General features: G+C 73.0%; 16 protein-coding genes. 10 read left to right on the forward strand and 6 right to left on the reverse strand.

Features of this window, described 5'->3' with window-relative positions; all coding sequences use genetic code 11:
- Positions 1-78: 78 nt before the first annotated feature.
- Positions 79-2,508, forward strand: coding sequence for a right-handed parallel beta-helix repeat-containing protein (locus tag B1H19_RS08525; protein ID WP_083104013.1), 2,430 nt, complete (start codon positions 79-81; stop codon positions 2,506-2,508).
- Here B1H19_RS08525 and B1H19_RS08530 read toward each other — a convergent pair.
- Positions 2,478-4,772 carry a hypothetical protein gene (locus B1H19_RS08530; RefSeq protein ID WP_083104014.1) on the reverse strand — a complete coding sequence of 765 codons (2,295 nt, stop codon included), beginning with the start codon at positions 4,770-4,772 and terminating at the stop codon, positions 2,478-2,480. The two genes, B1H19_RS08525 and B1H19_RS08530, sit on opposite strands and share 31 nt — an antisense overlap.
- Positions 4,773-5,454: 682 nt before the next feature.
- Between B1H19_RS08530 and B1H19_RS08535 the strand changes: the two genes are divergently transcribed.
- Together B1H19_RS08535 and B1H19_RS08540 are read left to right on the forward strand one after the other, a co-directional pair.
- On the forward strand, positions 5,455-6,300 hold the full coding sequence (locus tag B1H19_RS08535) for a DeoR/GlpR family DNA-binding transcription regulator (RefSeq protein WP_030071044.1): 846 nt from the start codon (positions 5,455-5,457) through the stop codon (positions 6,298-6,300).
- A 172-nt stretch (positions 6,301-6,472) separates the two neighbouring features.
- The gene (locus tag B1H19_RS08540) at positions 6,473-6,946 is read left to right on the forward strand and encodes an SRPBCC family protein (protein WP_083104015.1); all 474 of its coding nucleotides are present in this window, start codon (positions 6,473-6,475) and stop codon (positions 6,944-6,946) included.
- 152 nt (positions 6,947-7,098) lie between these two features.
- On the opposite strand, the gene B1H19_RS08545 is transcribed toward B1H19_RS08540, so the two are convergent.
- Complete coding sequence (locus B1H19_RS08545) at positions 7,099-8,214, reverse strand: PLP-dependent cysteine synthase family protein (protein WP_083109499.1); 1,116 nt, start codon at positions 8,212-8,214, stop codon at positions 7,099-7,101.
- A gap of 359 nt (positions 8,215-8,573) precedes the next feature.
- Between B1H19_RS08545 and B1H19_RS08550 the strand changes: the two genes are divergently transcribed.
- Together B1H19_RS08550 and B1H19_RS08560 are read left to right on the forward strand one after the other, a co-directional pair.
- Positions 8,574-8,861: a hypothetical protein gene (locus B1H19_RS08550; RefSeq protein WP_083104016.1), complete on the forward strand. Its 288-nt coding sequence runs from the start codon at positions 8,574-8,576 to the stop codon at positions 8,859-8,861.
- 386 nt (positions 8,862-9,247) lie between these two features.
- Entirely contained in the window at positions 9,248-9,814 is a 567-nt protein-coding gene (locus B1H19_RS08560; RefSeq protein WP_107426361.1) for an ATP-binding protein, read from the forward strand.
- Positions 9,815-9,932: 118 nt separating this feature from the next.
- Here the strand turns inward: B1H19_RS08560 and B1H19_RS08565 are convergent, their stop codons facing one another.
- Positions 9,933-10,238 carry an SHOCT domain-containing protein gene (locus B1H19_RS08565; protein WP_083104018.1) on the reverse strand — a complete coding sequence of 102 codons (306 nt, stop codon included), beginning with the start codon at positions 10,236-10,238 and terminating at the stop codon, positions 9,933-9,935.
- A 255-nt stretch (positions 10,239-10,493) separates the two neighbouring features.
- Between B1H19_RS08565 and B1H19_RS08570 the strand changes: the two genes are divergently transcribed.
- The 3 genes from B1H19_RS08570 to B1H19_RS08580 all read left to right on the forward strand — a co-directional run bounded on the left by B1H19_RS08570 (position 10,494) and on the right by B1H19_RS08580 (position 12,808).
- Positions 10,494-11,123, forward strand: coding sequence for a TetR/AcrR family transcriptional regulator (locus B1H19_RS08570; RefSeq protein WP_237289224.1), 630 nt, complete (start codon positions 10,494-10,496; stop codon positions 11,121-11,123).
- A 99-nt stretch (positions 11,124-11,222) separates the two neighbouring features.
- On the forward strand, positions 11,223-11,807 hold the full coding sequence (locus B1H19_RS08575; RefSeq protein WP_083104020.1) for a DUF4865 family protein: 585 nt from the start codon (positions 11,223-11,225) through the stop codon (positions 11,805-11,807).
- A 35-nt stretch (positions 11,808-11,842) separates the two neighbouring features.
- Positions 11,843-12,808 (forward strand): phosphotriesterase family protein, encoded by a 966-nt coding sequence (locus tag B1H19_RS08580; protein WP_083104021.1) that lies wholly within the window; start codon positions 11,843-11,845, stop codon positions 12,806-12,808.
- Positions 12,809-12,865: 57 nt separating this feature from the next.
- Here B1H19_RS08580 and B1H19_RS08585 read toward each other — a convergent pair whose 3' ends face one another.
- On the reverse strand, positions 12,866-13,249 hold the full coding sequence (locus tag B1H19_RS08585; RefSeq protein ID WP_083104022.1) for a PPOX class F420-dependent oxidoreductase: 384 nt from the start codon (positions 13,247-13,249) through the stop codon (positions 12,866-12,868).
- Positions 13,250-13,317: 68 nt separating this feature from the next.
- On the reverse strand, positions 13,318-14,538 hold the full coding sequence (locus tag B1H19_RS08590; RefSeq protein ID WP_083104023.1) for an ROK family protein: 1,221 nt from the start codon (positions 14,536-14,538) through the stop codon (positions 13,318-13,320).
- 17 nt (positions 14,539-14,555) lie between these two features.
- Here B1H19_RS08590 and B1H19_RS08595 point away from each other — a divergent pair, with 17 nt between their 5' ends.
- The gene (locus B1H19_RS08595; protein WP_083104024.1) at positions 14,556-15,797 is read left to right on the forward strand and encodes an MFS transporter; all 1,242 of its coding nucleotides are present in this window, start codon (positions 14,556-14,558) and stop codon (positions 15,795-15,797) included.
- 161 nt (positions 15,798-15,958) lie between these two features.
- Complete coding sequence (locus B1H19_RS08600) at positions 15,959-16,678, forward strand: maleylpyruvate isomerase family mycothiol-dependent enzyme (protein WP_083104025.1); 720 nt, start codon at positions 15,959-15,961, stop codon at positions 16,676-16,678.
- On the opposite strand, the gene B1H19_RS08605 is transcribed toward B1H19_RS08600, so the two are convergent.
- On the reverse strand, positions 16,626-17,129 hold the full coding sequence (locus tag B1H19_RS08605; RefSeq protein WP_237289226.1) for a hypothetical protein: 504 nt from the start codon (positions 17,127-17,129) through the stop codon (positions 16,626-16,628). The two genes, B1H19_RS08600 and B1H19_RS08605, sit on opposite strands and share 53 nt — an antisense overlap.
- Positions 17,130-17,168: the final 39 nt, after the last annotated feature.

Genomic DNA, 17,168 nt, shown 5'->3' on the forward strand with positions numbered 1-17,168 from the left:
AGACCCGAATGCGGACATCCGCGGACGGACTCTGCCATGCCGAACAACAGCCGTACGAGGTGGGGGCACGACAGCGCCATGGCACAGGGCTCGGTCCAGGTGACGCACTCCGGAACGTCGCGGTGGCGGCGCCGTACAGGGGAGTACAGCACGCTCGCCGCAGCCCTGGAGGCCGCCGGGGACGGTGATGTGCTCACCGTCCCGGCAGGTACGTACCGGGAGAATCTGGTACTGGAGCGCGCGGTGACGCTGCGCGGCGCGGACGGGGCGCGCGGTTCGGTGCGGATCGCCCCCACCGATGGCGTGGCGGTGACCATACGTGCGTCGGCCGCCGTCCACGACCTGCATCTGGAAGCGGCCGATTCGGCCTCCCCCGCGCTCCTGGTGGAGGACGGCGCCCCGGAGCTGTCCGGACTGCGGGTGGTGACCCGGTCCGCGGCGGGCATCGAGGTGCGCGGCGGCGCCCGGCCGACCGTCCGCCGGTGCACGGTCGACAACGCGGGCGGCGTGGGCATCAGTGTGCTGGACGAGGCCGGCGGGGTATTCGAGGAGTGCGAGGTGGTCGCCGCCGGGCAGGCGGGGATCGCGGTGCGCGGCGGGGCCCATCCGCGGCTGGAGAACTGCCGGGTGCACCACGCCTCCGGCGCCGGGCTCTCGGTGAACGGCGAGGGCAGCGCCGTCGAGGCGGTGGGCTGCGAGCTGTACGAGATCAAGGGCGCCGGCATCCAGGTGGCCGCGCGGGCCACCGGCCATCTGACCGACTGCACGGTCCACCGCACCTCCGCCGACGGCGTCACCCTCGACACCGACGCGGTGCTCACCCTCGCCGACTGCGACATCCACGACATCCCGGAGAACGCCATCGACCTGCGGTCGCGTTCGGTGCTGACGCTGACCCGCAGCACGGTGCGGCACTTCGGCCGCAACGGCCTGTCCGTGTGGGATCCGGGCACCCGGGTGGACGCCAACCAGTGCGAGATCCACGACAGCACGGGCGACTATCCGGCGGTGTGGGTCAGCGACGGCGCCACCGCGGTCCTGGACTCGACGCGGGTGCACGATGTCCCCGACGCCCTGTTCGTCCTGGACCGGGGCTCCCGTGCCGATGTCGTGGACAGCGATATCTCCCAGGTCCGCAACACCGCGGTGTCGGTGAGCGACGGGGCGACCGTCCAGCTCGACGACTGCCGGATCCGGGAGGCGGCGACCGGTGCCTGGTTCCGCGACCACGGCAGCGGCGGCACGCTCGCCAACTGCACCATCGACGGAGCCCAGACCGGCGTGATCGTCACCAAGGGCGCCGACCCCACCCTGGAGGGCTGCACCGTCAGCTCACCCGCCGAGGCCGGGTTCTATGTGTCGGCGGAGGGCCGCGGCACCTTCACCGGCTGCCGGGTGACCGGGAGTTCGGGTTTCGGCTTCCATGTGATCGACGGCTGCCGTACGACGCTGACGCGCTGCCGTACGGAGCGGTGTGCGCGCGGCGGCTACGAGTTCGCCGAGTCGCTCGGGGACGGCAGCGGCGGCGGGCCGACGGTCGAGGACTGCACCAGCGACGAGAGCCGGGCCGCGCAGGCGCCGGATGTGGCGGTGCCCGCGGGCCCCTCGGTGCAGCGGTCGCCCCAGACCGCCGGGCTGCTGGGGAACGTACCGGCCCAGAGCGCGCCGCCTGCCGCCGCGGCACCGGCCGTCACCAGCCGCCCCTCCGAGGAGGTGCTGGGCGAGCTGGACACCCTCGTCGGCCTGGACAGCGTCAAGCGCGAGGTGCGCACCCTGATCAACATGATCGAGGTGGGCCGCCGGCGGCAGGAGGCGGGCCTGAAGGCCGCCTCCGCGCGCCGTCATCTCGTCTTCACCGGCTCCCCGGGCACCGGCAAGACGACCGTGGCCCGTCTCTACGGTGAAATCCTGCACTCGCTGGGGGTGTTGGAGCGCGGGCACCTGGTCGAGGTGTCGCGGGTGGACCTGGTGGGCGAGCACATCGGGTCGACGGCGATCCGTACCCAGGAGGCGTTCGACCGGGCGCGCGGCGGGGTGCTCTTCATCGACGAGGCGTACGCCCTCTCCCCCGAGGACTCCGGCCGCGACTTCGGCAAGGAGGCCATCGACACCCTGGTGAAGCTCATGGAGGACCACCGCGACGCGGTGGTGGTGATCGTCGCGGGCTATACGGCCGAGATGGAGCGCTTCCTGGCCGTCAACCCCGGTGTGGCGTCCCGTTTCTCGCGCACCATCACCTTCGGCGACTACGCCCCCGAGGAGCTGCTGCGGATCGTCGAGCAGCAGGGCGAGGAGCATGAGTACCGCCTCGCCGAGGGGGCCGGCGAGGCGCTGCTCAAGTACTTCACGGCGCTGCCCAAGGGGCCTTCCTTCGGCAACGGCCGGACCGCCCGGCAGACGTTCGAGGCGATGGTCGAGCGGCACGCGGGCCGGGTCGCGCAGCTGGCCCAACCGAGCACCGACGACCTCACCCTGCTCTATGCGGAGGACCTGCCGGAGCTGCCCTGAGCCGACCGCGGCCGCTGGAGCGGTACCGGCGGGCCGAGCCGGGCGATGAGTTCGGCGCGTATGGCGTCGAAGGCCGGGTCGGACTGGTAGTCGCCGTGGCCCAGGATCTGGGCGGGCAGCGGATCCTGGAGGGTGCGGCCGAAGGCCAGCGGGTCGCGCAGCGGCCCCTGGTCGACCGTGCGGCCGTCCTCGGTGGCCAGCCGGATCGGGCCGCCGATGGGGTCGGTGAAGCGCCACAGATTGCGCCAGTCGTCCATCTCGCGGTGCAGACCGGCCAGCACGGACGGGCCGAAGTACGCCGGGAACCAGCGCCCGTAGAGCCGCTCCAGCGGGCTGCCGTAGGTCAGCAGCGCGACCCGGCTGCGCGTGACCAGGTCCAGCTGCCATACGGCGGCCGCGGCCAGCACACTGCCCTGGGAGTGGCCGGAGATCACCAGGCGGCCGTCGAACCGCTCGGTCCAGGTGGCCATGCGCCAGGTCAGGTCGGGGACGGCGCGCTCGGCGTAACAGGGCGGCGCGAAGGGGTGCGCGGCGCGGGGCCAGAAGGTGCCGACGTCCCACAGGATGCCGATGGTGCGGCGGGCGGAGTGGTCGCGGTAGGCGCGGCGGCCCATGGTGAGCAGCAGTATGACGCCGGCGCTCATGAGCCAGGAGCCGAGGGCCTCCGCGGTCTCGGCGGCGGCGTGGACCACGGGCGGTGCGCCTTCGGTGGCGCGGCCGGGCGCCAGACCGGTGAGCCAGGCACCGGCCACCGCGCCGGCTCCCAGGACGAGGGTGACGGCGGCGATGGCCGCCACCAGGACGGGGGCCGCGTCGGTCAGCCCGGCGCGGGCGATGGTGCCCGCGATATGCAGCGTACGGCGCTCGTCGGGGCGCTCCCGGGGGTCGTACAGACCCGGGACGTCGGCGGCGACCCGACGGCGGACGACGAGGATCCGTACGGCGGCGAGGACGGCGACCACGGCCACCACGACCAGGAGGACGGGCAGGACCGACGCCTGCCAGGACAGCAGAACGGGCGGGCCGGGGATCGGCGCGTTCGCCTGCCCCGGGGTGGCGTCGCCGTCCATCCAGTCGGCGAACCGCTGGGCCACTCCCCCGGACAGCACCCCGCCCACCGCGCAGGCCAGCAGGGCGACGGCGGGCCCGCCCATCCCGTTGAGGGCACTGCGGGCGGCGCCCCCGGCGGCACGCTGGAGGAACCAGGCGGCCACCGCCAGCGCGAGGACCACCACGCTCTGGAAGACGGCGATGCCCCCGAAGGCGGCGGTGCCGGGCAGCGGCCCGGAGCTGTGAGCGCCTGGCCGCGACCAGGCGGTGTGCACGGTCACGACTGCCAGCACGCCGAGGGAGACATACGGCAGCGCCCGGACGATCAGGCGGTCGGACTGGTCGTCAGGCGCCGCCTCACTACGGGCGGTGCGCCACACGATCACCACGGTGACGGCGGCGAGCAGCATCAGCACAACCGTCAACGCCTGCCCGCTGACGGCGAGAAGACCGCCCTCCGCCACCCTTCGGTCCAGTTTCGCGGTGGCGATGCGCAGGGCGGCGGCGATGGTGAGCACACCGGCCGTGGTGTGGGCGGCGCGCAGCCGGGCGACGAGCCGGCGGCCGTACCAGAAGCCGTGCAGGCTGAGCACGGTGCGCTGGTCGACGGGGGTGTCACGGGAGGTGCCGGGGTCGCGGGGCGGCGGGGACGCGGACTCGTAGGCGCTCCACGTGCGGTGCGAGAGCCACCACAGGAAGCCGATGACGAGCAGCGGCAGCGCGGAGGCGAGCGCCAGGCGGCGCCCGGGGGTGCTCCACCAGCCGGAGTTGGCCGGGCTGAGGAAGCCCAGCCAGGATTTGCCGTCGACGCAGGCCGCGGTGCCGGCGCACTGCCAGGCGGTGAGATCGAGCGCAACCTCACAGGCCGCGGCGGCCAGGAGGACGGTCAGAGTGAGCGCCAGGATGCGCACGAGGACGTCATAGATCCGCTGCGCCTTGTGCTCCTGCGGTGCGGCGGGCCGCATCCAGTGGGCGAGGTTGGCCACCATGAACGGCACCAGGATCAGCCAGAGGGCGCGGGCGCTGTTGCCCGACGTGAGGTTGGACCAGCAGTACGCCTCCCGTACCGGCTCGCCGCGATAGTCGTCGGGGCGGGCCTCGGCGTCCGCGTCCTCGGTACGGCGGTAGCAGGCGGCGGTGTCGTCGCCGGTGATGCGCCGGACGCGCGGATCGCCGAGCATCTCCTCGGGCGTGGTCCCGCCGACGCCGTGCACGAGCAGCTCCAGGGCCAGTTGCGGCTCGGGCGGAGCGCCGGGGGGCGAGGGTGGCGATGCGGGTGAGGGAGGTGGTACGGGAGGCGGGGCCAGGCCAGGCCCAACTCCCCTGGATTCTTTGCCGGATGTGTCGGACACGCCGAGCGTGTCAGGCGTGCGGGCGGGCGGTGTGGTGTCCGCGGTCTCCACTGAAGTTCCCCTGTTCCCCCGTTGTCAGACGGCACCGTGCGGTGCTGTGCGATGCCTTCAGGATTCTCCTTTTTCGGCGGGAGCGCATCTGTCGACGCCGGGCTGTGGATAAGTGGTATGGGTGCGGTGGGCGGGAGGCATCGCTCGCGGCCGTGCCGCTCCCCCCACCCCCGAACCCACCCCCGCCCCCTCCCCCGAAGGGGGAGAGGGGGGAGGGGGCGGGGGAGCAACCTGCTGAGCCTTTCGCCCCGAAATGCTGGGTGATCGCGGGACCGTGCCGGGTGATCGCGGGGACGGTATTGAGTGATCGCGGGGACCATTCACCGCGGAGGACTTGCACCCTTCGCCGCAAAGGACCCACGCCCCGCACACCCCGCCCCGCCACCCACCCCCGCTGTCAGTGCCTCATGCGAGGATGAAGGCACAGTGATCGCAGGCGGCAGCAGGCGCAGAGCGACCCGAACGGCGAGTCGGGCGGAAGGGACGGGCCGGGGTGAGTGACAACCAGAATCTCCTCGCGGAGCAGCGGCGCGCCCTGATTCTCGATGAGGTGCGGCGGAGGGGCGGCGTGCGGGTCAATGAGCTGACCCGCAAGCTGAGCGTGTCGGACATGACCGTGCGGCGCGATCTGGACGCCCTCGCCCGCCAGGGGATGCTCGAGAAGGTGCACGGCGGCGCGGTGCCGGTCAGCGAGCCCAGTGCGCATGAGCCCGGGTTCGAGGCGAAGTCGGGGCTGGAGCTGAGCGCCAAGGAGGACATCGCCAAGGCCGCGGCCGAGATGGCGGCGCCGGGCAGTGCGATCGCGCTGGCGGGCGGTACGACCGCGTTCGCCCTGGCGCAGCAGCTGCTCGAGGTGCCCGATCTGACGGTGGTGACGAATTCGGTACGGGTGGCCGATGTGTTCTACAACGCCCAGCGGGCGGCGGCGAGCGGCGGCGGAGGGCCACGCGCCGGGGCCGCGACGGTAGTACTGACCGGCGGCGTGCGGACGCCGTCGGACACCCTGGTGGGCCCGGTGGCGGATGCCGCGATCCGGTCGTTGCACTTCGATGTGCTGTTCCTCGGTGTCCACGGCATATCGGTGGAGGCCGGGCTTTCCACGCCGAATCTGGCGGAGGCGGAGACCAACCGACACTTTGTACGGTCCGCGCGGCGGGTGGTGGTGGTCGCCGATCACACCAAGTGGGGCACGGTCGGGCTGAGTTCGTTCGCCTCGCTGGACGAGGTGGATGTGCTGGTGACGGATTCCGGGCTGTCCGCCGAGGCGCGGGCGGAGTTCGCGGAGCTGCCGCCGGAACTGCTGGTGGCGGGCGAAGAACCGTCCGACGCGGACGCCTGACGGGAGAACGACGGCGAGAGAGAACGGGAAGGGCGCGAGGGACGATTACCCGCAGGCCACAGACATCTGACGGTGGGTCAGCTATGGTGTGCGCGACCCGCCGCCCACCGTCACCGGCCCGCACCCGGACAACCTGGGCCGTTGGCCGCCATCCCATAGGGGGTGCTCGTCCATGGCACGCCGACTCCGCCCCGTAGAGCTCGACTTCGTCGAGTCCGCGCCGCTGCGGCTGGTGTTCGCCGCGGAGGTGGCCGCGCCACCGAAGGCGGTGTACGCCGCGCTGGCGGACGATGTGGCGGGCTGGTCGCGCTGGTTCACCGGTGTCTCGCGGTCGGTGTCGACGGACGGTGGCCGAGGGCGGGAGATACGACTGACGGGCGGGACGCGGTTCACCGAGACCGTTCTGGCCGCCGAGCCGGACGAGCGTTATGCCTATCGGGTCGATACCGCCAACGCCCCCGGATTGCGGGCCCTGTTGGAGGACTGGCGGCTGACGCCGATGGATGGCGGGACCCGGGTGCGATGGACGTTCGCGGCCGATGGTCCGGCGCCGTTCCGGCTGGTGATGACGCTGGCCCGGCCGGGGCTGGGGCGCGCCTTCCGGGAATCCGTCCGGGCCCTGGACCGCCGCCTCGCCGGGGGATAGCCCGTGCGGGGCGCGGCGTACGGCCACCGTCCGGTGTAACGGTGACCGGCCCACGGGCCAACCCTCGCCACCCGCCCGAGACTGCCCCCAGCCTCGGACACCCCTTCAGCCCCTCAGCCCCTCAGGCACTCACCCCGTCCCCCTCCCCCGTCTCACCCCGCCCAGGTACCGTCCGCCAGGAATCTCTCGATCGTCCGCGCATAGGGCGCAATGTCCAGGCCCTGGGCGGCCAGCCAGTCGTCCGAGTAGTACTTGTCGAGGTAGCGGTCACCGGGGTCGCAGAGCAGGGTGACGACGGATCCCGTACGGCCCTCGGCGACCATCTCGGAGACGATCTTCAGGGAGCTCCACAGCCCGGTGCCGGTCGAACCGCCCGCCTTGCGGCCGATCGCCGTCTCCAGCGCGCGTACGGCAGCCACGCTGGCCGCGTCCGGGACCTTCATCATCCGGTCGATGGCACCGGGGACGAAGCTCGGCTCCATACGGGGCCGGCCGATGCCCTCGATGCGGGAGGCGGTGGCGCAGTCGGTCTTGGCGTCGCCGGTGCGCCAGCCGTCGAAGAAGCAGGAGTTCTCCGGGTCCGGGACGCAGACGCGGGTGTCGTACTGCATGTAGTGGACGTAGCGGGCGATGGTGGCGGAGGTGCCGCCGGTGCCGGCCGTGGCGACGATCCACGCGGGCTCGGGGTAACGCTCCAGTCGCAGTTGCTGGTAAATCGATTCGGCAATGTTGTTGTTGCCGCGCCAGTCGGTGGCCCGTTCGGCGTAGGTGAACTGGTCCATGTAGTGGCCGCCGGACTCGGCGGCGAGCCGGGCGGAGACCTCGTACACGGTCCGCGGGTCCTGCACCAGATGACAGATGCCGCCATGGAACTCGATCAGCCGGGTCTTCTCGCGGCTGGTGGTGGCCGGCATCACGGCGATGAACGGCACCCCGATCAAGGACGCGAAGTACGCCTCGGAGACGGCGGTGGAGCCGCTGGAGGACTCGATGACGGGCTTGCCGGGGCGGATCCAGCCGTTGCACAGGCCGTAGAGGAAGAGCGAGCGCGCAAGGCGGTGCTTGAGGCTGCCGGTGGGGTGCGTCGACTCGTCCTTGAGGTAGAGGTCGATGCCCCATTCCTCGGGCAGGGGGAAGCGCAGCAGATGGGTGTCGGCGGTGCGGTTGGCGTCCGCCTGGACCTTTCGGACGGCTTCTTTGAGCCAGTCGCGGTAGTCCGGATCCGTGCGGTCCACGTCGATCGTCGCCATCGGGGCCGCGGTCGACATGTCGCGGTCCGGCCCGCTCTGCGGCTGCTGTGCGGTGCTCACCGGCGCACTCCTCAGGGGTTTTGACGCCCGCGCACAACGCCGGGCCGCATTCGACTATAGCCACCCTCCGCACGCTTCTCACCTGCATAAACATCACTTTGAGAGGGTCCAAGGAGGGCTGAGGGAGGCACTGGGGAGTGCCTGGGGAGTCCCTCGGGGAGGCGCGCACGGCGGGCAGCGGAGCTCAAGGGGCGCTCGCGGAAAGGCCGTTGCCACCGCTGCGACCAGGGGCACTGGTGTACGGGGCGCCATGCGGGCAAACTTCCCTGGAGGGGCGGTGAAGGGCACCTGCCCGAGGCACCGAGGAGGTGGTGGCCATGGCGGAGCCGGAGTTCAACGCGACCGGCGTACGCATCGAGCGATGGCTGCGGTCCCTGACACGCGCCGGGCAGATCGTCATCAGAGACGGTCGACTGGCGCTGCTGACCAGTTACGGCAGGGAGATCGACAGCGCGCCGCTCCAGGCCGTACAGGCCCATAAACCGCTGTTCGCGGCGCGGGACCGGGCGCTCGCCAGGCTCAACGGCCACCGCTATTCGCTCACCCTCGGGGCCCCGGAGCGCTTTTTGCGGGCGATCCAGGAGGCGCGTCCACCGCGTTCCTGACGAACCGGGACTACCGCGTCGGACGGGTGTCGGACGAGTGCCGGATGGGGAGCCGGACGGGGTGTCGGACGGAGAAGTGCGGTTGCGGGACCGTGCGGGCTGCCTGACCCTGGACTCGTATCACTGAGGGTTCACCAGCGGTGACGCTGTGATGCGGTGGTCGCCGCCGTCGCGGTCGTCGTGGCCGTCGGCACGGCGAGACGGCGGGACGCCATGCCGACGGGAACGTCACGTGGGCGCGAGCGTCACGTCGACGGGATCGCCGTGCAGCCGGCATCGCTGGATCCGATCTTCGCCCCTGTCGTGTCGTCGGGGGCGCCCGGCCTCATCAGGGAGTCGTGGTCGTGATCAGGCAGCCCAGCAGACAGCCCAGCCGACACTGCACGGTGGAGCTCCAGGCCCTTCCGGCCCGTATCGGACATGTACGCAGGATCATCTCGGCGCAATTGCGCTACTGGCATCTGGATGCGCTGATAGATCCGGCGGCGCTCGGGGTGACCGAACTGCTCGCCAATGTCCACCGGCACGCCCGCCCCAGCAAGCGGTGTTCGGTCGAACTGTACGCACTGCTGGGGCAGTTGACGGTCTCGGTGCACGATCGCGATCCGCGGCTCCCGCGGGTGCGGGCGGCCGAGTCCTGGGAGACCTGTGGCCGGGGCCTGGCGCTGATCGCGGCGCTGAGCGCGAGCTGGGGGATGCATCCGGACGCGGACGGCGGGGGGAAGGTCGTCTGGTTCACCCTTCCGGCCCCGACCGCCGCGCCCGGGTCACCCGCCGCGCCCTGGGATGCCGCCGGGTCGGCGCACTGGGAGCCCATATCGCTTGCCCCCGAGCCGCCGCGCTCCGCCCCACCGGCACCGGAACCACTGCGGTCCGCTCCCCTGGCGCCCACCCCCTCCGTCACGGCCTCGGCCGACCCGCTGTCCCGTATCGGGGACGCCAAGGTCGGCTGAGGCCCTTTTCGCGGCACCGCCCCCGATAGCCGCGGTCCGGCCGACGTCTCCGCGGTCAACCAACCCGATCGGCGCAATCACCGTCCACGAAGGCCGCCGCGGACGGGGCCGGTGGCGGCTATGCCGGGCCGCCCTTGGGGCCGGCACCGAAGTGCTCCTCCAGGACGGACAGTCGGCGCCAGTACTCCTCCTCGTCGATCTCGCCCGCGGCGAAGCGGCGACCGAGGACGGCGAGGGGCGTGGGCGCGTCCGTACGGGCGGTGGGGCGCGGGCCGCCGAACCGCCGGCCCGGGCCGCCGTGCCGCCATACGGTGCGGCGCAGCAGGGTCACCACACCGACTACGGCCAGCGCCCAGAGGACGGGAACGAACAGGATCCAGGGGCCGGGGCCGCCTGCGGTCCAGGGGTGGGCCAGTTCGAACATGGCGCTCAGCTCCTTCGGGTCATCGGGCCGCCGGTCCGTCGTTTCTGCCGGTCGGCGGTCGTCCGTGTCACCTCCGAGGTTCGCCTTCCGGGCGTCGCGCGTCGTCGTACGGCCAGCGGCTCTTCGCGTACGACGGGGGAAGTACGGGGCGGGAAGGGGAGCAGGACGCGGGTGGCGCGCGTCAGTTCCGGGAGCCGTGGAGCCGTGGAGCCGTCGGCACTTGCGTCTGTAACTACTAGTATGTACGGTGCGATCATGAGCAGTACGCGGAAACCACCCCCCGCCACACGGGAACGCCTGGTCAGCACCACCCAGGAGCTCCTGTGGGAGCGCGGCTACGTCGGCACCAGCCCGCGGGCGATCCTGGACCGCGCCGGTGTCGGCCAGGGCAGCATGTACCACCACTTCACGGGCAAGTCCGATCTCGCCCAGGCGGCGATCCGGCGCACCGCGGAGGACATGAAGGAGTCCGCCGAGGAGTGCCTCTCCGCCCCGGGTACGGCGTACGACCGGGTGGCCGCCTATCTGACGCGCGAGCGGCAGGTACTGCGCGGCTGCCCCATCGGCCGGATGACGCAGGACCGCGATGTGGTGCAGGACCCGGAGCTGCGGCGGCCGCTGGACGAGATGTTCGGCTGGCTGCGGGGCCGGATCGCCGAGGTGCTCGCCGAGGGGCAGCGGCGCGGTGAACTGGCCGACGGTCTGGACCCGGTGGCCGTCGCGGCGACCGTCGCGGCCGTCGTCCAGGGCGGCTATGTGCTGGCGCGGGCGGCCGATGACACCGCGCCGTTCGATGCGGCCGTACGGGGTGCGCTGTCACTGCTGGCCGCCCAGGTCACGCCCGGCACCGGAAGCGACCACACCGGTCCCGGCGACCGCCGTTAGGCCCCTCCCCCACGCGGACGCAGACGGGCCCCGGCAGACCCCACGCGCACCCCGTACGGCCCGATACGGACCCCTTACCTCCCCCACTCGGAGCTCCCGATGCACGCCATGCAGTACGCCATCACCCTCCCCGCCGACTACGACATGCAGATCATCCGGCACCGGGTGAAGACCAAGGGCCCCCTGTTGGACGACTTCCCGGGGCTCGGTCTCAAGGCGTACGGCGTCCGGGAGCGCGGGGTCGACGGCTCGCCGGTCAACCAGTACGCGCCGTTCTACCTCTGGGTCGGCCCGGAAGCCATGAACCGCTTCCTCCTGGGCGACGGATTCCACGGTGTCGTCCGCGACTTCGGGCGGCCGGTCGTCCAGCACTGGCAGGGGCTGTTCCACCGTGCGGGCCCGGCCTCGGACCGCCTTCCGGGGGCCTTCTCGCGGCGTACGGAGCCCGTCCCCGAGGGCGCCGACCCGGCCACCGCCGTCACGCACGCGGTGGCTCTGCACGAGGCGCTCGCCGCCACGGAGGGCGTCCACTCCACCTCCCTGGCGCTCGATCCCCGCCACTGGGAGCTGGTCCACTTCACCCTCTGGGCAGATGCCGTCCCGGAGGAGGCCGGTGACCGCTACCAGGTGCTGCATCTGTCCGCACCGGGCGCCACCGGGCTGGGAGCGGGGCCCCAGTGGTGAACACGTCTGCGGCGATACAGGCAGCGGGGACACAGGTGAACACCTCCGCGGAGAAGGGGAATCGGAGCGCCGGGCCCGTCGTCCGCACGGTCCTCGGCGACCTCGACCCGGCGGATCTCGGCGTCTGCGACGCCCATGACCACCTCTTCCTGCGCAGCCCCCAGATGCCCGGCCAGGAGCTGGCCGACCCGGGGGCCGCGGCCGCCGAACTGGCCGCCTTCCGCGCGGCCGGCGGCGCGGCGGTGGTCCAGTGGACGCCGTACGGGATGGGCCGGGGCGCCGCCGAACTCCCGGGGCTGGCAAGGGAGTCGGGGGTGACGATCGTCGCCGCCACCGGGCTGCACCAGGCGGTGCACTACCTGCCCGAGGTGCTGGAGCGGGTCCGCGCCGATCTCGCCGGGGTGTTCGTGGCCGAGCTGACCGAAGGGATCGGCACCACGGGCGTACCGGCCGGGATGATCAAGGTGGCCGGGGGTTTCCACGGTCTGGACCGGCACGCCCGGTACACCATGGCCGCGGCCGCCGAGGCCCATCACGCCACCGGGGCGGCCATCGGCATCCATCTGGAGCTGGGTACCGGGGCGCTTGACGTCCTCGATCTGCTCTGCGGCGAGTTGGGGGTCGCTCCGGACCGGGTGATCCTCGGGCATCTCAATCGCTCGCCGGATCTCGTCGTCCACCGGATGGCCGCCGAGGCCGGCGCGTATCTGGCCTTCGACGGCCCCTCACGCGCCCATCACGCGACGGACTGGCGGCTGCCCGACGCCCTGGCCGCGCTCGCCGACGCGGGCTTCGGGGACCGGATCCTGCTCGGTGGCGACACGACGACGGCCGCCGCCCGGTCGGTGAACGGCGGCCCCGGGATGCCGCATCTGCTGCGCCGCCACCGGCAGCGGCTCCAACTCGCCCTGGGGGAGGACCTGGTGACGCAGTTCCTGACGGCCAACCCGGCGCGGGCTTTCGCGGCCCACTGGGGGCGCCACCCGCACACCACAGGCTGAGGGCGATACGCCGCCGGCCGACGGCAGTAGGCCGCCCCCCCGGGCTGACCGGCGACGTCAGAACCGGACGGCGATGCCCACATGCGGCCGCCTGCCCCGCCGGAGCAGCGCGCCGCCGGTGTCCATCAGCCGGAAGCGCACCCCGTATTTGCCGGCCAGCGCCCTGCGCACCCGTAGGAGCGCATCGGCGCCTTCCAGGAGGCGGGCGGTGCCCTCCAGAGTCGGTGCGCCCTCGGTGAGGCGGCCGCGGACATCGCACGGGGTGAGGGTCACCCGCGGGTCGTTGCGCAGCCGCTTCACCTTCCCGCTGTCCTCCCGCGTCCACACCAGGAGTTCGTCCCCGTCGGCCACCGCCCATACGGGGGTGGCCACCGGGGCGCCGTTCCTGCGGTGGGTGACCAGGCTGACGTACGTGCTGCGGGCGAGCGTGTCCGGAATCATGGCGGCAGCCTAGAGGCGGCGGTCCCGTATGCCCTAGGGATGGCGGGTCCCGCCGGCGACCGCGCCCGTCAGCGGTCGACGACCACCAGCGGATCGTCCAGCACCGGCTGCCAGGCCAGTTCCGCCGCGCCGACAAGGCTGTTGTGGTCGAGGCTGCACGGCAGGATCGGCACGCCGCCGCTGCGGCCCCACAGGCTGCGGTCGGCGACCACCGCGCGCAGCCGCTCGGGGTCGGTCTCCACGAGGGCGCGGTGCAGGCCGCCGAGGATGATGCGGTCGGGGTTGAGGATGTTGACGAGGCCGGCGATGCCGAGGCCGAGGCGGTCGATGAGGAGGTCGGCCGCGGCGCGCACGCCCGGGTCGGCGTAGTCGTTGCGCAGCAGGTCGACGGACTGGTGGAGCAGGGAGCCCTCGGGTCCCGGTGTGCGGCCGGCGGCGCCGAGGAAGGCGAGCGGGTCCGCTTCGACGTCCAGGCAGCCGCGGCTGCCGCAGTGGCAGGGCGCGCCCTCGGGGTTGACGGTCAGATGGCCGACCTCCAGGGCGAGTCCCGAACTGCCGCTGTGCAGACGGCCGTCGAGTACCAGGGCGCCGCCGACGCCCCGATGGCCGGAGGCGACGCAGAGCAGATCGCGGGCGCCCCGTCCGGCGCCGTGGCGGTGTTCGGCGAGCGCCCCGAGGTTGACGTCGTTGCCGGTGAAGCCGATGCGCTCGGTGACGCCGGGGATGGCGGCGTCGGCCAGGGCGCGCAGGAAGAGTTCGCGGACGGGGGCGCCCGCGGGCCAGGCGAGATGCAGCGGGTTGAGGGCCTCGCCGTCCGGTTCGGCGACGGCGGAGGGCACCGCGAGGCCCGCGCCCAGGCAGCGTCGGCCGGACTCGCGCAACAGGGCGGAGCCGGCCGCGACGGCCTCGGCGAGGACGTGGGCGGGGTCGGCGGGGATGGTGCCGCAGCCGGCGGCGGTTGCCACGATGCGACCGCCGAGGCCCACCAGGGCGACGCGGTAGCCGTCGGCGTGGATCTGGGCGGCGAGCACGACGGGGCCGCGTTCGTCGATGAACAGCCGGTGGGAGGGGCGTCCTTGGGAGCCGGCGGAGGCGGTCGGCCGGGAGTCGACGGTGATCAGGCCGAGCGCTTCGAGCTCGGCGGCCACCGCGCCGGCGGTTGCACGGGTCACGCCGAGTTCCGAGGTCAGAACGGCCCGGGTGGGCGCGCGGCCGGTGTGTACGAGCTCCAGTGCGGGTCCGAGGGCGCCACGGCCCCGCTCCAACCTGGTTGTCCGATTCTGGGTCACACCCCTATTCTGACTTTGTGCCGACGCTAAACAAAATACGGACGGCCCTTACGGGGGCCCGGAACCGTACGACGCGCTCCACATCCCGACCCTCCACCGACCCGCGGCTGCTCCGGCTCCGCCTGACGATCACCGCATTCTTCGCCCTGGACGGCTTTCTGTTCGCCGGCTGGGTCGTCCGCATCCCCGCGATCAAGGGGCAGACCGGCGCCGGGCCGGGCGCCCTCGGGCTCGCCCTGCTCGGCGTGTCGGCGGGTGCCGTCGCGTTCATGACGCTCACCGGACGGCTGTGCCGCCGGTTCGGCAGCCACGCCGTGACGACCGTTTCCGGCGTCGCGATGGCGCTGAGCATCGTGCTGCCGCCGCTGACCCGCTCCGCGCTCGCGCTGGGCCTGGCCCTGCTGGTCTTCGGGGCCGCCTACGGCTCGCTCAACGTCGCCATGAACAGCGCCGCCGTCGATCTGATCGCCGCGCTGCGCCGTCCCGTCATGCCGAGCTTCCATGCCGCCTTCAGCCTGGGCGGGATGCTCGGCGCGGGACTGGGCGGGCTGATCGCCGGGGCGCTGTCCCCCACCGTCCATCTGGTGCTGCTCGCCGTCATCGGGCTCCTGGTGGCGGGCGTCGCGGGCCGCTCGCTGCTGGCCCACCCGGCGCCCGTCGTACCGGAGCGGCTGCCCGCATCCGGCCCCGGTGGCGAACGGGTGCGCGGCCGCGGCCTCGTGCTCGTCTTCGGACTGATCGCGCTGTGCACCGCCTACGGGGAGGGCGCGATGGCCGACTGGGGCGCGCTGCACCTCGCCCAGGACCTGGCCGCCGGGCCCGGCCTGGCCGCCGCCGGATACGCGGTGTTCGCGCTGGCGATGACCGCCGGGCGGCTGTCGGGCACCTCCGTGGTGCAGCGCATCGGCCCGGCCCGTGCGCTGATCGCGGGCGGGGCGACGGCGAGCGCCGGGATGCTGCTCGGCGCGTTGGCGCCCACCGCCTGGGCGGCCTGCCTCGGCTTCGCGGTCGCGGGCCTGGGGCTTGCGAACATCTTCCCCATCGCCATCGCCCGGGCGGGCGAGGTCGGTGGTCCGGGCGGGGTGGCCGCGGCGTCCACCGTCGGCTACGGCGGCATGGTGCTGGGCCCGCCCGCCATCGGTTTCCTTGGGCAGGCGTTCGGGCTGCCGCTCGCCCTGACGACGGTCGCCGGGCTGGCGGCCTTCGCGGTGGTCATCGCGTACCTGACGCGCGGGGCGCATCAGGGCCGACGGGGGTGAAGCACCGGCGGCGGGGAACGGGGGACCCGGCCGCCGGACCCACCGTGACGCGGCGGGCGCGAACGGCCGCAGACGGCGGCATCGGCCCGGCGAGGCCTGGAGGAGCCGGGCGAGGGGCCCGCGCCGGGCCGTTGTCAGAGGCGGCTGGCACACTCGTCGGCATGGAGATCACTCAGTTCGTCGAAGCGCTGCGGCTGGACGGAGGGCTGCTGGCCGATGCCGCAGAGCAGGCCGGCCCCGATGCCCCGGTTCCCTCCTGCCCCGAGTGGCGGATACGGGATCTGGTCACCCATGTCGGCCGGGTGCACCGCTGGGCGACGGAGTGCGTGACGCGGCCCGCCGACGAACCTGCGGAGTTCCCCGTGGCCCCGGACCTGGCCGACCGGGAGCGGGTGTCCTGGCTGCGCGAAGGGCATCACCGCCTGGTGGTGGCGCTGCACACCGCCCCGCCGGACCTGAAGGCCTGGACGTTTCTGTCCGCGCCGTCGCCGCTGGCCTTCTGGGCCCGGCGGCAGGCCCATGAGACCTCGGTGCACCGCGTGGACGCCCAGCAGGCCGCAGGCGCGACGCTCACGCCCCTCCCGGCCTCCTTCGCCGCCGACGGCATCGACGAACGCCTGGCGATGTTCCGCGCCAAGGACCGCCGCCGCATACCGGCGAACGCGCCCTGGACCCTGCGGGTGCGCGCCACGGACGCGGCCGATGCGGACCGGACCGTCGACCTCTTCGCCCAGGAGCCCGGCACCGGGGTGGACTGCACCGTCGAGGGTCCGGCCGAACAGCTCTATCTGGCGCTGTGGAACCGCCTGCCGTGGGACGGGCTGACGGTCACCGGTGATGCGGCGGTGCTGGATCTGTGGCGGCAGCAGAGCGCGGGCTGAGCGTCGAGGCGCCCGCCGCCCGGCCGAGGGCCCCGAGCAGCGGGCGCGCGCAGACCACGACGAAGAGTCCGAAGAGGGTGATCGGCAGCAGGCCGACAGGCCGCAGCAGGATCCCCGGATCGCGTTGCACCCAAGGCCAGTTGACGGCCCAGTTCGTCAGGACATCCAGCGTCATCACGCCCACCGCAAGGCGTACGCCCAGCGGCCGGGCGCCCGCCACCAGCACCGCGGTCAGCGGATCGAGCACCACCAGGGCGACGAAGAACATCTGCAACGGCGGCGGCCCCAGTGGCGCATAGACGTGGATTCCGCCCTGGACGAGATCGCGCAGATGGGCACCGGTCCCTTCCAGAAAACCGATCACATACACCGCGCCCGCCACCCGCGCCGCCCGCGGCGTCCCCCGCCACCGGCCCCCGCCTCGTATCCCCATCCGGGCTCGTATCCCCATCCGGCCAGCCTATGCGCCGCCGCCCGGCCGCTCCGGAGT

The sequence above is a fragment of the Streptomyces gilvosporeus genome (assembly GCF_002082195.1).
Classification (GTDB): domain Bacteria; phylum Actinomycetota; class Actinomycetes; order Streptomycetales; family Streptomycetaceae; genus Streptomyces; species Streptomyces gilvosporeus.

Excerpts from the sequence above, each read along its gene's own strand:
- B1H19_RS08600 (WP_083104025.1), top strand. The coding sequence starts at position 15,959 with ATGGAGATCACTCAGTTCGTCGAAGCGCTGCGGCTGGACGGAGGGCTG.
- B1H19_RS08545 (WP_083109499.1), bottom strand. The coding sequence starts at position 8,214 with ATGTCGACCGCGGCCCCGATGGCGACGATCGACGTGGACCGCACGGAT.
- B1H19_RS08565 (WP_083104018.1), bottom strand. The coding sequence starts at position 10,238 with ATGTTCGAACTGGCCCACCCCTGGACCGCAGGCGGCCCCGGCCCCTGG.
- B1H19_RS08540 (WP_083104015.1), top strand. The coding sequence starts at position 6,473 with ATGGCACGCCGACTCCGCCCCGTAGAGCTCGACTTCGTCGAGTCCGCG.
- B1H19_RS08525 (WP_083104013.1), top strand. The coding sequence starts at position 79 with ATGGCACAGGGCTCGGTCCAGGTGACGCACTCCGGAACGTCGCGGTGG.
- B1H19_RS08575 (WP_083104020.1), top strand. The coding sequence starts at position 11,223 with ATGCACGCCATGCAGTACGCCATCACCCTCCCCGCCGACTACGACATG.
- B1H19_RS08585 (WP_083104022.1), bottom strand. The coding sequence starts at position 13,249 with ATGATTCCGGACACGCTCGCCCGCAGCACGTACGTCAGCCTGGTCACC.
- B1H19_RS08605 (WP_237289226.1), bottom strand. The coding sequence starts at position 17,129 with ATGGGGATACGAGCCCGGATGGGGATACGAGGCGGGGGCCGGTGGCGG.
- B1H19_RS08570 (WP_237289224.1), top strand. The coding sequence starts at position 10,494 with ATGAGCAGTACGCGGAAACCACCCCCCGCCACACGGGAACGCCTGGTC.
- B1H19_RS08550 (WP_083104016.1), top strand. The coding sequence starts at position 8,574 with ATGGCGGAGCCGGAGTTCAACGCGACCGGCGTACGCATCGAGCGATGG.